Source organism: Streptomyces sp. LZ34, assembly GCF_053890475.1.
Genome location: NZ_CM132680.1, coordinates 7,558,717 through 7,572,242 on the forward strand (window position 1 = coordinate 7,558,717; position 13,526 = coordinate 7,572,242).

Annotated in this window: 13 protein-coding genes and 2 pseudogenes; 5 read left to right on the forward strand and 10 right to left on the reverse strand. The window is 69.4% G+C overall.

The window, feature by feature from the left end:
• Window positions 1–85 precede the first annotated feature (85 nt).
• Complete coding sequence (locus ACWY4P_RS31485; RefSeq protein WP_456203855.1) at window positions 86–883, forward strand: VOC family protein; 798 nt, start codon at window positions 86–88, stop codon at window positions 881–883.
• Between the two features lie 27 nt (window positions 884–910).
• Here ACWY4P_RS31485 and ACWY4P_RS31490 read toward each other — a convergent pair whose 3' ends face one another.
• Window positions 911–2,377 (reverse strand): DUF2079 domain-containing protein, encoded by a 1,467-nt coding sequence (locus ACWY4P_RS31490; RefSeq protein WP_456203856.1) that lies wholly within the window; start codon window positions 2,375–2,377, stop codon window positions 911–913.
• 59 nt (window positions 2,378–2,436) lie between these two features.
• On the opposite strand from ACWY4P_RS31490, the gene ACWY4P_RS31495 reads away from it, so the two are divergent.
• Window positions 2,437–2,889: a hypothetical protein gene (locus tag ACWY4P_RS31495; RefSeq protein ID WP_456203857.1), complete on the forward strand. Its 453-nt coding sequence runs from the start codon at window positions 2,437–2,439 to the stop codon at window positions 2,887–2,889.
• A gap of 49 nt (window positions 2,890–2,938) precedes the next feature.
• On the forward strand, window positions 2,939–3,670 hold the full coding sequence (locus ACWY4P_RS31500; protein ID WP_456213126.1) for an HNH endonuclease family protein: 732 nt from the start codon (window positions 2,939–2,941) through the stop codon (window positions 3,668–3,670).
• A 14-nt stretch (window positions 3,671–3,684) separates the two neighbouring features.
• Here the strand turns inward: ACWY4P_RS31500 and ACWY4P_RS31505 are convergent, their stop codons facing one another.
• The 6 genes and pseudogenes from ACWY4P_RS31505 to ACWY4P_RS31530 form a co-directional block, all read right to left on the reverse strand.
• A complete protein-coding gene (locus tag ACWY4P_RS31505) occupies window positions 3,685–4,482 on the reverse strand; it encodes an alpha/beta fold hydrolase (protein WP_456203859.1) in 798 nt (265 codons plus the stop codon).
• Window positions 4,483–4,556: 74 nt separating this feature from the next.
• Window positions 4,557–5,195, reverse strand: coding sequence for a DUF6262 family protein (locus ACWY4P_RS31510; RefSeq protein ID WP_456203860.1), 639 nt, complete (start codon window positions 5,193–5,195; stop codon window positions 4,557–4,559).
• A 241-nt stretch (window positions 5,196–5,436) separates the two neighbouring features.
• On the reverse strand, window positions 5,437–5,637 hold the full coding sequence (locus tag ACWY4P_RS31515; RefSeq protein WP_456203861.1) for a hypothetical protein: 201 nt from the start codon (window positions 5,635–5,637) through the stop codon (window positions 5,437–5,439).
• A 90-nt stretch (window positions 5,638–5,727) separates the two neighbouring features.
• Window positions 5,728–6,461: pseudogene (locus ACWY4P_RS31520) on the reverse strand (Scr1 family TA system antitoxin-like transcriptional regulator).
• Window positions 6,451–6,972, reverse strand: a complete 522-nt coding sequence (locus ACWY4P_RS31525; RefSeq protein ID WP_456203862.1) for a DUF6879 family protein — start codon at window positions 6,970–6,972, stop codon at window positions 6,451–6,453. Before ACWY4P_RS31525 ends, ACWY4P_RS31520 begins: the two are co-directional and overlap by 11 nt.
• A complete protein-coding gene (locus ACWY4P_RS31530) occupies window positions 6,956–7,165 on the reverse strand; it encodes a hypothetical protein (protein WP_456203863.1) in 210 nt (69 codons plus the stop codon). Before ACWY4P_RS31530 ends, ACWY4P_RS31525 begins: the two co-directional genes overlap by 17 nt.
• 107 nt (window positions 7,166–7,272) lie before the next feature.
• On the opposite strand from ACWY4P_RS31530, the gene ACWY4P_RS31535 reads away from it, so the two are divergent.
• Window positions 7,273–7,581, forward strand: a complete 309-nt coding sequence (locus ACWY4P_RS31535) for a hypothetical protein (RefSeq protein ID WP_456203864.1) — start codon at window positions 7,273–7,275, stop codon at window positions 7,579–7,581.
• 393 nt (window positions 7,582–7,974) lie between these two features.
• Here the strand turns inward: ACWY4P_RS31535 and ACWY4P_RS31540 are convergent.
• The 3 genes and pseudogenes from ACWY4P_RS31540 to ACWY4P_RS31550 form a co-directional block, all read right to left on the reverse strand.
• Window positions 7,975–8,061: pseudogene (locus tag ACWY4P_RS31540) on the reverse strand (DNA mismatch repair protein MutT); the annotation flags it as partial.
• A 1,359-nt stretch (window positions 8,062–9,420) separates the two neighbouring features.
• Entirely contained in the window at window positions 9,421–10,203 is a 783-nt protein-coding gene (locus ACWY4P_RS31545) for a hypothetical protein (RefSeq protein WP_456203865.1), read from the reverse strand.
• Entirely contained in the window at window positions 10,203–10,928 is a 726-nt protein-coding gene (locus tag ACWY4P_RS31550) for a hypothetical protein (protein ID WP_456203866.1), read from the reverse strand. The genes ACWY4P_RS31545 and ACWY4P_RS31550 overlap by 1 nt, the downstream gene beginning before the upstream one ends.
• Before the next feature lie 156 nt (window positions 10,929–11,084).
• Between ACWY4P_RS31550 and ACWY4P_RS31555 the strand changes: the two genes are divergently transcribed.
• Window positions 11,085–13,466, forward strand: a complete 2,382-nt coding sequence (locus ACWY4P_RS31555) for an HsdM family class I SAM-dependent methyltransferase (protein ID WP_456203867.1) — start codon at window positions 11,085–11,087, stop codon at window positions 13,464–13,466.
• The last annotated feature ends 60 nt before the right edge of the window (window positions 13,467–13,526 follow it).

Sequence of the window (13,526 nt, forward strand, 5' to 3'; positions counted from 1 at the left end):
CGGCGCGGCCGCACCACGGGACAATGGGCCGAGGGGGTGTTCCGTCCGGCCGCCGCGACGGCCTGGGCCCGACCCGGAGGCGCCGATGCCCGAAGTCACCGAGCCCTACCAGCCCGGTACCCCCTGTTGGATCGACGTGGTGGCCCCCGACCAGGCGGCCGCCCTCGACTTCTATGCCAAGGTCTTCGGCTGGGAGGGCCGCGCCGGCCCGCCCGAGACCGGCGGATACGCGCTGTGCACCCTCAAGGGCAAACCCGTGGCCGGCATCATGTCGGCCGAGGCGATGGGCGACCAGCCCGCCCCGCCGCCCGTGTGGACCACGTATTTCTCCTCCGCCGACGCGGATGCCACGCTTCAGGCGATCACCCGCAACGGGGGCACCGCGTTCACCCCGGCCGTGGAGGTGATGAACCTGGGGCGGATGCTGGTGGCCGCCGATCCGACCGGGGCCGTCTTCGGCGTCTGGGAGCCGCGGGAGTTCCCCGGCGCGGGCATCGTCAACGAGCCGGGCGCCCTGATCTGGAACGAGCTCAACACCACCGACCGCGAGGCGGCGGCCGCCTTCTACGCGGCGGCGCTGGGGTTCGAGACCGCCCCGATGGAGGGCGCCGAGGACTACTTCTCGCTGTCCGTGAAGGGCCGTCCGGTGGGCGGGATGCAGCCGCTGGGCGAACCGGGCGAAGCTGCCTCGCCCGAGGCGGCCGCGCACTGGCTGGTCTACTTCGCGGTCGCGGACACCGACGAGACCGTGGCGAAGGTGACCGAGGCCGGCGGGACGGTGTGCCGGGAGCCCTTCGACATGGTGGCGGGCCGGATGGCCGTGGCCCAGGACTCGCAGGGGGCGCCGTTCGCGCTGATCGCCCCGAAGCCGATGACGGGGTGAAGGTGCCAGGGTGAAGGTGTCCGGGGTTCAGGCCGCGTCGGCCCGCTTGAGCACGAAGTAGCCCCCGCTGGAGCCGAGATACGCGTACCGGGCGTCCGGGTGCAGCTGCTTCGCGTACTCGACGAGGTCCTGGGGCGTGCGCTCCGGCTCCTGGAGGGCTATGTAGTCCGGCACGACATCGCGCGTGTTGCCGACCCACAGCACCCGGCAGCGGCTGGTGAGCCGGCTGATCGGCCCCACATTGGCCTCGACCGACGCCCCGTCCGGTATCCGGTCCAGCAGCCGCTCGACCGCGGTGACCTCCTTCGGCTTGTCGTAGAAGTCCGGGTCGGTGAGGTTCTCCAGGGGCAGTGAGGCGGTCAGCGCCAGCGCCGCGGCGGCGACCATGCCGGGCAGCTGCCGGGCGTAGGAGGCGAGCCAGGGGCGGTGGCTGTCGCGGGTGCGGTCGACGGCGTCGACGAGGGCGAGCGCGACGATCGGCATCAGCACCGCGCTGTAGTGCCAGTCCGTGCCCCAGTAGTGGTCGTCGTGGGAGACGAGGCGCCAGCCGAGGGTGGGCACGGCGGCCAGCAGCAGCGGGGAGCGCAGCGCGAGCAGGCCGCTGGTGGGCAGCAGCACCCACAGCAGGGTGCGCACCGCGGTCTCGAAGGGGATGGTTCCGGTCTGCTCGCCGCCGCTGCCGACCTTGTTCCAGTAGTCGTACGAGCCGGAGCCGTTGAAGCTCGGGATGATCACGCCGAGCGCGAGGGCGGAGGCGAGCACGCCGTAGCCGATGAGGCCGACCGCGAGCGGGACGATCCGCGGCGGGCGCTCCCGCCAGGTGCGGATCAGGATCACGGCGCCGATCGCGGCCACCGTGGCCCCCATGTCCTCCTTGACGAAGGCCAGCGGGGCGGCCCACAGCATCGCCGCGTACCAGCGCCTGCGCACCACCGCCTCCAGGGAGAAGGCGAGCAGCGGCATGGCGAAGGCGATCTCGTGGAAGTCGAAGTCGACGGCCCGCTGGACGCCCCAGGACAGCCCGTACGCGACGCCGATCGCCAGCCCCCGGCCCCGGCCCAGCAGATGGGCCGCGACGCGTGTGACGGGGATGGTGGAGACGGCGAAGAGGGCGGCCTGGGCGACGAGCAGGGTGACGGGGGTGGGGAAGACCCGGTAGAACGGGGCGAGCAGGGCGGTGACGGGGCTGAAGTGGTCGCCGAGGATGTTGAAGCCGGGGCCCTTGAGATCGGCGACGGGGGTCTGGAAGTGGGCGTAGGAGCGTATCGCCTGCTCGAAGATGCCCAGGTCCCAGGACATGCTGGCCATCCGCCGGAAGCGGGTGATCGACACGGCCGCGAAGGCCACGAAGAAGGCCGCGGCCAGCCAGTACGGGTCCAGACGGGGGTGGCGCAGCGTGGCTGCCGGGGTGTCGTCCGGCCGGGCGCGGTCCAAGGTGGCGGCGGTCGCCCCCTCGGCGGTGGTGCCGGGCGGGCTTGCGGCAGCCGTGTCCATCCAGGGTCCTTATCGTGTGGGCGGTCTGTGCGAAAAGATACGCGAAGGAGGCCGGAGGGTTGCAGAGACGGTTTGGGCAGGTTCTGATTCCGGGCGTTGTCGTGCTGCTGGCCGTCGCCGGGTGCTCGTCCGGGGGCGGGGACGGCGGCGGGCGGGACCGCGGCGGGCGGGACGGCGGCGGGCAGGCCGAGGGCGGACAGCGGAGCGCGGCGCCGGACGGGCGGGCGGTGGGTCCGCTGCAGAACCCGGACGGTACGAAGCCGGGCCTGGGGCCCGTGACGACCGCCGCGGACAAGGCCGCGGCCCGGCGGATCATCGACCAGCTGCTCACCAAGGGGCGGGGGCCGAGGACCGGCTACGAGCGGGACAAGTTCGGTTACGCCTGGATGGACACGGCCGACGGGGTGCCGCTGGCGAGGAACGGGTGTGACACCCGGATTATCTCTATCATTCACCGGGTGAATGAGGCATTTGCGCAGCTCACGCAGGGGGTGGTGGGTTGTGCTTACTGAGAGGCACATGAGTCACGAGGGAGCAGGGGGCGCGCGCTTCTTTCGCGCGATGGCGGTGGCGGCGGCTGCCGTCTTCCTCGTTTCGGGGTGTGAGGGCCTCAGCGAAGACGAGTCTTCCACGGGATCGGGATCGGCTGCTTCGGACGGACGGACGGTCAGCCCGCTCAAGAACCCGGACGGCACGAAGTCCGGGCTGGCGCCCGTGACAACTGAGACGGATAAGGCTACGGCTCGCCGGCTCATCGAGGAGTTGTTCACGAAGGGGCGGGGGCCGAAGACGGGCTACGACCGCGATGAGTTCGGCTACGCGTGGATGGACACGGCGGATGGGGTGCCGTTGGCGAGGAACGGTTGTGACACGCGGAACGACTTGCTGAAACTCCATGGCCAGAACGTCCGGTTCCGTTCTGGTTCCGACTGCGTAGTCGTCTCGATGGACCTGTACGACCCGTACACCGGCAAGGACATAGCCTGGAAGAAGGCGAAGGCCACCGAGGTGCAGATCGACCATGTGGTGCCCTTGTCGTACGCCTGGCAGATGGGCGCCGCCCGCTGGAGCGAGGAGAAGCGGCGGCGGCTGGCCAACGACGTGCTGAACCTATTGCCGGTCTCGGGCCCCACGAACTCCGCCAAGCGCGACTCCGGCCCGGCGTCCTGGCTGCCGCCGAACAAGGCGATCCGTTGCTCGTACGCGGTGCGGTTCGCGCAAGTAGCGGAGAAGTACCAGCTCCCGGTGACGGCCTCGGACAAGATGGTGATGCTCGCCCAGTGCGGCGGCTGACACCGGTATCCCGGCTACTGCACTGCTTCTCCGGCGACCTGCCGGGAGCTACCTGGATCGGATAGAAAGCTCTCGACAGCGTTGGCGAACCGGGCCGGAGCGTCGTGGTGCACGACATGGCCGGCGGGCAGCTCGACGAAGAGCGCCTTGCCGGCACGGCGGGTGATCATTTCGCGAGCGTGGGAAGCTGACAGCTCATCGCTGTGCGTTCCACGGATCAGAAGAGTGGGGCAGGTTACGGCCGTCCAGTCCTGCCAGTGGTCACCGTTGAGTGCCTTCTGGGACGCCACCGTGTGCTCGATGTCGAACGAGAACCTCCAGCCGTCCGCCGACCGGCGGAAGGCGCATTCCAGATAGGGAGCCGTCGAGCCCAGCGCGGCCGCTAGCTCCTGGCGTGAGGGTGCATGCCTGGGCAAGCGCAGGGTGAACAGCCAGTCGCTGTCCACGACCGCACCGATGTCCTCGACGATCAGCGCATAGACCTGATCAGGTTGCCGGGCGGCGTACTGGTAGGCGTTCACCCCGCCCAGAGAGTGCCCCAGCACCGCCACCGGCCCGATGCCCAGATGCCGGTGGAAGGCGGCGACATCAGCGATGTAGTCGGCCCGTTCGTAACACGAAGCACGATCGGACGCGCCGTGCCCGCGTTGATCGAGCGCGATCACCCTCCACTGCGGCGACAGCGCCTCGGCCAGAGGCGCGAACGCCGACGCCTCGTTGTAGTGCCCGTGCAGGGCCAGAAGCGGAGTACCCGGACCGCCGAAGTCCAGATACGACAGTCTTCGCCCACCAACCATGAAGAACTCGCGCATGGCGTAGATGCTATGCAGCAGCACTGACGTTCCACCGACTGCCCAAACGTACGAGAGGAGCCGGTGGCGGGTCATCAGCGACTTGGGACTGCCCGCATCGCCTTGCGGAGACTCGCGCGCGCGGCCGTGAGATCGTCCTCGGTCTCCTGGAGGCTGTGCTCCAGCGCGCTCTGGATGCCCTGCGACTCTGCCAGCTCAGCACGTAGGGCGGAATTCTCCCGTTCCAACTTGTCGATTCGATCGATTAGTTGAGTTCGTCCTGTCGCTTCCAGTTCCGCGCCCAGTGAGAGGCGTACGCGTTCACGGAGGCGGTCGCGTTCCTTCTTGAGGTCCTTGATCTCTTCGCGGGCCAGCGCGAGATCCGTCCGCAGCCCGGCAGGGGACACCTGCGGTGCCTCCGGGACCGGGGAGTTCTGGCGTCCCCGCTCTCGCCGGGCGGTGATGCCGTCCTGCACGGCCTGGTGCACCTGAGGCTGGTTGTAGACGAACCAGGTGGACACCGCTGCTTCCCGCGCCACCTGAGCGACGGTGATACGCCGTCCCGAGCGGAGAAGACCGTCCACTGCGTCGAGCGCACGCCTGGTCTTGTCCTTGCTGTCCTTGGCGCGGCTCGCCCGCAGGCGTTCGACCCATGCGCTGCGGTCATTGGCGCCGGGAGCGGTAAAGAACGAGAAGACCGGCCAAGCCACTCGCCCGAGGAACTGCCTCACCATCTGATCGGCTCCAACGTTCCGCCCACGCATTGGGGGCACGGCACTTTGAACATGTTGTGGCATGTCTGGCAGCCGAAGAAGCCGAAGCATTCGGGGCACCAAATCGACCGGTGCCCAATGCAGGTTCGGCAGTAGGTCTTGGGGACCTCCGGCTGTGCCTCCGCTGCCTTTGGAGGGCGCTTCTGCCGTGTGGGCTTGCCAGCTCGCTTGCGGGTGGCTTCGGTGCGGGTCATCCGCTTTTTCAATCACCTGCCCTGCGATGCGGGTGATTTTCCATCTCGTCGTTGCAGTCCTGGACCGTGGTCCCGCTGCCGTTCTGGCGCGCAGCCTCACGCTGCTTCGCCAGTGCAGCACAGACACCGCACCCTTTTGCAGGCTTCGGAACATCGGAGGCGAACGACAGATAGACTGGTGGTTTGATCGTCGTCTTTGTGTGACTCATCGCCTGCCCCTTCGAGGATCCTTGGTCGCCTATCCAAGATAGAGGCGGGCACTGTGTGAGCCTGTCAATATTTCTGTAGTCGGGTAAAGATCATGAGCGAAACTGGTTGGCCCACTCGGACGGCCGTTCTCTGCAACTCTCCCCGAACGAGGCGAGCCCTTCATATGCTGCGAACTCATCCAGGTATGCCGACACATCCCGATGGTCCCGGAAAACCATTGCACCCGTCTGTGTCTCGACTGTCGCAATTCGCGTGTCATAAATGGTAAAGGTGTTCAGCGGGCCGACCGGGATATGACCGCAGAGGGGGATGACTCCGAGGCGAATGTTTGGCAGCAGGCTAATAGATGCCAGCCGGTCAATCGTTCCAGCTTCCTGGCAATCGCCTTACCGTGGTCTCCGGGGATGTGGGCGAGACTCGCCCTCACGTATTCGGGGGTAGCCAGTAGGCCGGTCACCATGGACAGGAGGAAGTACCGAAACTCCGTGGAAGAACGTTCGAAGCCGGCCAGCTCATTTTGTTTCTTCTCCAGGCCGGTGCGGCGCTGCGACCAAACGTCTTGCCATTCGGTGTTTGCGGTACGAGCAAGGGACGCCACCTGGGAGACGAGATCGGGCGGCGCTTGCAAAGCCCTGAGAATCAGCTCTACGTCAACAAGGCTAGGCGTCAGCTTCGCCCCTTCGATGTTGCTGATCTTCGTCTGAGACATATTGCAACGCTGAGCGAGCCGGGTCTGAGTGATCCCGGCCCGCTTGCGAAGTTTCTTGAGCGTGTCGGCCAAGTCCGCTCTGGACTGTCCTAGCTCTTCCGGCTCAAACGTCAAGACCCTTCACGTACTCCTCAAAGGGCACCGACTCGGCCAGAGCGATGCGCTGGTATTCGAGGTACGGCGTCACATCGCCCTCGTACACTTCACGGCTGATCTGTGTGCCGTCCGGCTGGTAGTGCATGAGGACGACTTCCTTTTTGTCGAACATCCAGAAGTCCTGGACGCCGTCCAAGGGGTTTTCTCCGTCGGTCACGTCCATGATCCGGATGTCCTCGCCGGCCCATACGTGTGGCCGGTAGTACATGAACTCGTAGCGGAGATACGTGGCGAGCGGGCGAGTAACGATGTGCACGCGACCCTTGCTCTTACCTTCACGTCGTACCCGCTTCAGATCCTCCGTGTACGCGTTGGAGTGCGTGCGAGGATCGATACGGTCACCCGCCAGATAGGCCCGGATCTCTTCCTCTTCCTGCGGGACCTTGTAGGAAGGCAGAGTCTCAAGCCTCCACGCCTCGCTCTGGAAATCCCGGAATTTGGCCTGCCACACTTCACCCTCCAAGAGCACGGACGGCCTCCCTCAGGACGTGCTCGGGGATCTTCACCAGCGCCTCACCGGCCGGAGGCTGGAACGCTTCACACACGTCGCCCTGCACGACGATTCCGCCGTCAGTTTCGTCCCGGTAGATGTTGGGACAGTCGTTCTGATTGCACTCCCCATTACCGCTGCCGGTGAGTCGGGTCAGTTCCTCCCGTGCCATACTTGCTCGCGGACCTGGTTGGGCCGACTGGCCATACCGTACGAGGGCGGTCACTAGCCGTCCATGTGGTATTGCCAATATTCGCGTTGTCGGGTAAGGATCTTGCTGTGTGCCCCCATGCGGTGTTCACGGGTCGCTGGGCCGGTCGCAAGGCCGGGGGCCGTCCGCCCCCGCACCCTCGGATCCAGCAGGCCACCGGGCGCCACATCCAGGTGGGTCGTGACGACCTCCATGGCCGCGACGCCGACGCGCGCGAGGCGAACTTCCTCGGCCTGCGCATCGGCTCGCCCATCCTCGCGGGCGCTCACCGGCTGTGGGATGACGAGGGTGTGATCGAGTACGGAGAGTGGTGCCTGCCATACCGGCTGGTTGTCGGCTACGAGTACAGCTTTGAGGCGGCGTCGGACGCTTCCTGACGCCGAAGACGACGCGTGGAAGCTCGCCCAACTGCGACGGGAAGCAGGCGACAGGGGCCGATTCGGCCAGCCGCAGGGGCGGCCAAGGGTTTATGCCGTCGCCTCCCTGCGGGGCGAGGGCGCGCGGGGCCTCGGGAGGCATCGGTCCTCCGTCGTGCTCTCCCCCGTCTGCCTGCGCGATCTGCGCTGTCACCAGGTCACGCGGGTGCCGGAACCGGACTCCGCGCCAGCCTTCCGCGTCGGGCGTGCGCGTCTCGTACCTGTCGACGGGCGGGTCGGCGACGGCTGGTCCCAGGTGTGGTGGGGCCAGCCGCCGCCGTGGAGTGTGGTGCATGGGCAGATCGGCAAGTTCCTCCGGCGGGAGCGTAGTCCCGGGCTCGTCGGAGATCGCGAGTCGTCGGTGACGACGGCGGATGCGGCGACGACCAGGCTGTTCGGCTCGGGGGCGTCCGGTTCGTCGTGGTACTCGGTCCGAGCTATGGTCACCCCTTGTGTGCGGGCGTCGCTCCTCGATCAGCTGGTCCATGCCCGCCGTGACCCGTGAGGAGTTCCCGCCCCGCCGCCGGCATGGTCCGGTCGCCGAGAGCGGGCATCGTCTCGCGCCTTCGGCGCAAAGCGGCCGGCAGCGGGGAGGGGAGAGGCGTCGGAGGCATCGTCGCCGTCCAGTGGTCCGTCACCGGTTGGTGGACGGCGGAGCGACGGATGGTCGCCCAGAGCGGTGGATGCCGGTCCGGTTTGGGGGCCTCCACCCACCCCCTCTTAAAAAAGTGCTTGATGCAGAGCAAGCGATTTTTTGACAGGGGGTGGGTGGAGAGCCGGTCCCGCCCCGTAGTGCTCGCCTGTCCGTCGCGCTCCCAGGCCCCGGTCCAGCGCACCGCTGGGCTGATCGGTCGGCTACCGCGCGGCAGCAGTCGCAGCGGAGCCTGTCTTGAGCTCAGCCGCCCGCCGGGCCGAGCAACCGGGACACCGGGCCAGTCGCCCCCTTCCCTCTTCTCGCTGGCGCTTTGGACCCGGAGGGTCCGAGACGAAAGCCGCACTCGCGTAAGCCGAATGCCGCGAGGGGGCGCATGGGCGGCACGCAGCACAGCCAACGCGCAGCGCAGCGCAGCACACCCACCCGCAAAGCGCACCTGCACCCGCGAAGCCAACGACGAGACGAGCCGCGATGCCGAACCTGCCGCGGTACGGGGTGAGTTCGAAGCACAGGAGCTTTCCGCTGCTGCCCAGCAGCTGCCCGGCGGTCTCAGGGCCGACACCGAACAGCTCCAGCAGCGCGGGGCGGTCTGCTCGACCAGCGGGCCGATCTCGGCGTCCAGCTCGGCGATCTCGGCGTCCATCGCCTGGTGGCGGTGGGCCAGACGGTGCAGGGCCGCCTCGTGGCCGCCAGCGGCCGGGCGAGGCCGTCACCCGGCCGCACCCGGGCCAGGGTCCGTATCAGCGCGGGCCAGCCGCATGGCCCGCCCGGACAGCACGGCGGTTGCGGCGGCATAGGCATCGATCGGGTCCGACTTGCCCCTCACCCGTCGCGTCTTATGCCCGTCCTTGCGAGTCCGTTCCGAGGGCGGCACGCGCCGGGCGGGCGGGCGGACAAGACAGTGACGGGGCTTCTGGACCAAGCTCCTGACTTGTTCAATCGAGCCCGGACGCACGGTCTGCAGCTGTAGCGTCCAGGGTGCCAGTCGGCACGGGCCCGCAGTGCTCCTATGAGGCCACAAGCGCCCGTCCGGCCGCGTGCGTGGTGACGCCCGGCGGGCCGACAAATCCCGAACAGGACAGTCGAGACGTCAGTCAGCCGAGGGGCAGACCCACCAGCAGCGTCACCACGTCACATCCTCACTGTCAGCCGAGGGCGTCGAGGTCGACGATGTCCCCGGTCGGGGCCTTGGCGTCGACCGGCTTGTCGAAGTCGCCGAACGTCACCGTGCCGGGCTCCTTACCGCCCTTGATGACCATCTTGAGGATGTACGGCTTGCCCTCCGTGGCGACATAGGTGGTGTACGTCTCGTCGCCGTCGGTCTCGGTGAGGGTGATGGCGGGCTTGCCGTCGACCGTGGTGGTCTCGCCCTTGCGGGCGAGGTTGGGGCCGGACTCGAAGCCGGACAGCATCTCGTCGGAGTCGCAGGCGCTGGCGAAGTCCTTGAAGTCGGAGCCGGAGGCCTTGGACTTGGTCCAGCGGTCGCCGATCGAGTCGGCCGCCGCCGCGCCGTCCTCGCCGCCCTGGGACTTCCAGAAGGCGCGGTCGAACTTCATGTAGATCAGGTCGCCGGTCTTGATCAGCTCGACCTTGCCCTCGGTGCCGAAGGCCATGTTGCCCACGCACTCGCCCTTGCTGTTCGAGGACATGTGGTACTTCATGGGGCCGCCGTCGACCGTGCCGTCCAGGTCCGTGGTCAGGGACGTCGCCGACTTCATCGCCTTCATGGCCTTGTTGGCTATCTGCGGGCCGGTCAGCTTCTCCAGCTCGGAGCCGGGGGCCTTGCTGGAGGGGGAGCCCTTCGAGCTCGCCGAGACCGTCTGCCCGGACTTGCCGGCGTTGCCGTTCTTGTCGTCGTCGGTGCCGCAGGCGGTCAGGGCGAGTGCGGTCACGGCGCACAGCGCCGCCAGGGTTGTGGTGGAGCGCATCAGCTCGTCTTCTTCCAGTTCTTACAGCCGTTGGTCTTGAAGTATCCGTCTCCGCTGCCGATGGTCACGATGGAGTTTCCGGAGACGTTGTCGTTGGCGATGATCGAGTCGATGCCGTGCAGGGCGTCCTTGCTGCGTTCCCAGTAGCAGGTCGCGTCGTTGGCGTTGCCGGTCGACTTGTACGTACCGGGGGCGATGTCGGCGCCGATCCGGTACATGCCGCCGTTCCCGGACAGCTCGGACTTGGGGGTGCCGGAGGCCTTGGCGGGGACCGCTTCCCAGCCCTTGCAGCCGTTCGACTTGAAGATCTTGTCGCTCGCCTTGATCGTCACATAGGCGCTGCCCATGACGTTGTCGTTGGCGATGAGCGAGTCGGTTTCGCCACTGGAGTCCTTGGCCCGCTCCCAGTAGCACATGCCGTCGGTGTTGTCGGTGGATCTGTAGGTGCCGGGCTTGACGTCGGAGCCGACCTGGAAGGTGCCCTCGCCGCTGATGGCGGCCTCGGCCTTGGGCTTGTCCTTGCTTTTGTCCTTGCCCTTGTCCTTGTCGGACGTGTCGGACGCGGCCCCCTGGGCCGCGGTGCCCTTGTCCTTGCCCGACTCCTTGCCGTCGTCGCCTCCCCCTCCCGCCAGGGCGCCGCCGATGGCGATCACCACGACGAGCGCCCCCGCCCCCGTCAGGACCTTGTGCCGGGCAAACCAGTTCTGCTTCTGCTGCTGCGACATGCGACAGCCCACCCCTTCTGACGCTTATCCCGGAGCCGGATCGGACTCCGTGAACCGATGCGTCAATAAGAGCAGAGACTGTGAACCGAGTCAACAAGGGTCAGTTGGGGGGTAGAGTTCACAATGTGAACGGATCTCTTGGAGATCCCTCTCGGTATGCTCGACGCCACAGCCGCACCACGGGATGGAGTCAGCCAGGTGCCCGACAACGCAGCAGAGGTCACCGCCGCCGGGATCGCCCGGCTGGCCGGGGTCGGCCGCGCCGCCGTCAGCAACTGGCGGCGCCGCCACACGGATTTCCCCAAGCCGGTCGGCGGCACCGAGACCAGCCCGACCTTCGCCCTCGGCGACGTCGAGCGATGGCTGCGCGCCCAGGGCAAGCTCGCCGAGGTGCCGCTGCGCGAGCGCGTCTGGCAGGCGCTCGCCGGGCATCCGGCCGGGGCCGCCGCCGCGCTCGGCCCCGTCGGCGCCGTACTCCTCCTCGTACGGGACCGGCCCGCCCAGTGGCGCCGGCTGAGCGAGGCCGCCGACCCGCAGCTGGCCGAGCTGCTGCCGCTCGCGCTCGCCCCGGTGCTGACCGCCCGGCTCGGCGAGGACCATCCGGTGCCCGTCGCGGACCCGGCCGGGCTGCTGCCCTTCGTACCGCTGCTGCGCCAGGCCGCCGAGCTGGCCGCCGAGTCGAGCCCGCGCGAGACGTACGAGTTCCTGATCGGGCGCCATCTGGACGCCAACCCGCGGCAGTACACCGTCACCCCGCCCGAACTCGCCGAGCTGATGGCCGCCCTGGCGGGCGTGGTGGGCGAGTCGGCCGAGCTCACCGATCAGACCGATCCCGCCCCCACCGTTCTCGACCCCGCCTCGGGCACCGGCGGGCTGCTGTGGGCCGTTCTGCGTACCCACAGCGCGGCCACGCTGTACGCCCAGGAGCTGGACCGCGACCTGGCCGCGCTCACCGCGCTGCGGCTGGCCCTGGCCCACGACGCCCACGACGCCCATGACGCCCACGACGCCCATGACGCCCACGACGCCCACGGCGCCCACGGCGCCCAGGTGCGGGTGTACGGCGGCGACAGCCTGCGCGCGGACGCCCTGCCGCAGCTCGCCGCCGACGCGGTCGTCTCCCACCCGCCGTTCAACGAGCGCAACTGGGGCCACGACGAGCTCGCCTACGACCCTCGCTGGGAGTACGGCTTCCCGGCCCGCACCGAATCCGAGCTCGCCTGGGTCCAGCACGCCCTCGCGCATCTCCGCGACGGCGGCACCGCCGTGCTGCTCATGCCCCCGGCCGCGGCCTCCCGCCGCTCCGGCCGCCGCATCCGCGCCGACCTGCTGCGGCGCGGCGCGCTGCGGGCCGTGGTCGCGCTGCCCGCCGGGGCCGCCCCGCCGTACGGCATCCCGCTGCACCTGTGGGTGCTGCGCCGCCCCGGGGCCGGGCAGCCGACCGCGCCGCGGCTGCTGCTGGTCGACACCGCGGCGGCCGCGGCCTCGGCGGCGGGCCCGGCCGACGGCCCGGCGGGGGTCCCCGGGTACCCGGCGGCCGCGGCCTCCCCGGGCCGGGACAGGCTGCCCTGGCCGACCGTGCGCGACACCGCCCTCGACGCCTGGCACGCCTTCGACCGCGGCGACGGCGCCCCCGAGCGGCCGGGGGTGTGCCGGGCGCTGCCCGTGATCGAACTCCTCGACGACGACGTCGACCTCGCCCCCGCCCGCCATCTGCCGCCGCCCGCCGCGGGCGGCGGCGCCGAGGAGCTGGCCGCCGTCCGCGACCGGCTCACCGCCACCCTGGCCCGCACGGTCGAACTGACCCCCGTCGCGCCCCCGGACCCGGCCGACCCCGATGACCAGGGGGCGGGCGCGGCGGCCGGCGCGCAGGGCGCGCGCTGGCCCATGACCACCGTCGGCGAACTGGCCCGCGCGGGCGCCCTGGTGCTGCGCACCGGCGGCGCGACGACGGCGCCAGGACCGGGACGGCAGCCGGCGGGCGGGGGGCCGGGGGCGCCACCGGTGCTGACCGAGACCGATGTGCTCGCCGGGACCGGCCCCACCGGCACCCTCCCCGCCCCCGCCGCCCCGTCCCCCGCACCCGGCCCGGCCGCCACCGCGGCCGTCGGCGAGCGGCGCGAGGCGCCCGCCGAGGAGCCGGTGCTGACCGAGCCGGGCGATGTCGTGGTGCCGCTGATCGGCGGCGGCACGGTCGCCCGCGTGGTGGACGAGGCCGCCGCCGGGGCCGCGCTGGCCCGCAACCTGTGCCTGCTGCGGCCCGACCCGGAGGCGCTCGACCCGTGGTTCCTCGCCGGGTATCTGCGCGGCAGCGCCAACCAGCGGCAGGCCAGCAGCTATGCCTCCACCGCCACCCGGCTCGACGTACGCCGACTGCGGCTGCCCCGGCTCCCGCTCCCGGACCAGCGGCGCTACGGCGAGCACTACCGCACCCTCGCCTCCTTCGAGGAGGCGCTGAGGCTCGCGGGGCGGCTGGGGGACCAGTTGGTACGGGGGCTGTACGACGGCCTCGCCGACGGTACGGTCCAGCCCCATTGATCACGATTGTGTGATCAAAGAGACGACGGATCCATACAACCCGGGCCCGGCCCGCCAAGT

What these genes read in the sequence shown, in the direction of transcription:
- ACWY4P_RS31485 (WP_456203855.1), top strand. Translation starts at nt 86, where the DNA reads ATGCCCGAAGTCACCGAGCCCTACCAGCCCGGTACCCCCTGTTGGATC.
- ACWY4P_RS31490 (WP_456203856.1), bottom strand. Translation starts at nt 2,377, where the DNA reads ATGGACACGGCTGCCGCAAGCCCGCCCGGCACCACCGCCGAGGGGGCG.
- ACWY4P_RS31500 (WP_456213126.1), top strand. Translation starts at nt 2,939, where the DNA reads ATGGCGGTGGCGGCGGCTGCCGTCTTCCTCGTTTCGGGGTGTGAGGGC.
- ACWY4P_RS31505 (WP_456203859.1), bottom strand. Translation starts at nt 4,482, where the DNA reads ATGCGCGAGTTCTTCATGGTTGGTGGGCGAAGACTGTCGTATCTGGAC.
- ACWY4P_RS31510 (WP_456203860.1), bottom strand. Translation starts at nt 5,195, where the DNA reads ATGGTGAGGCAGTTCCTCGGGCGAGTGGCTTGGCCGGTCTTCTCGTTC.
- ACWY4P_RS31515 (WP_456203861.1), bottom strand. Translation starts at nt 5,637, where the DNA reads ATGAGTCACACAAAGACGACGATCAAACCACCAGTCTATCTGTCGTTC.
- ACWY4P_RS31530 (WP_456203863.1), bottom strand. Translation starts at nt 7,165, where the DNA reads ATGGCACGGGAGGAACTGACCCGACTCACCGGCAGCGGTAATGGGGAG.
- ACWY4P_RS31545 (WP_456203865.1), bottom strand. Translation starts at nt 10,203, where the DNA reads ATGCGCTCCACCACAACCCTGGCGGCGCTGTGCGCCGTGACCGCACTC.
- ACWY4P_RS31550 (WP_456203866.1), bottom strand. Translation starts at nt 10,928, where the DNA reads ATGTCGCAGCAGCAGAAGCAGAACTGGTTTGCCCGGCACAAGGTCCTG.
- ACWY4P_RS31555 (WP_456203867.1), top strand. Translation starts at nt 11,085, where the DNA reads ATGCTCGACGCCACAGCCGCACCACGGGATGGAGTCAGCCAGGTGCCC.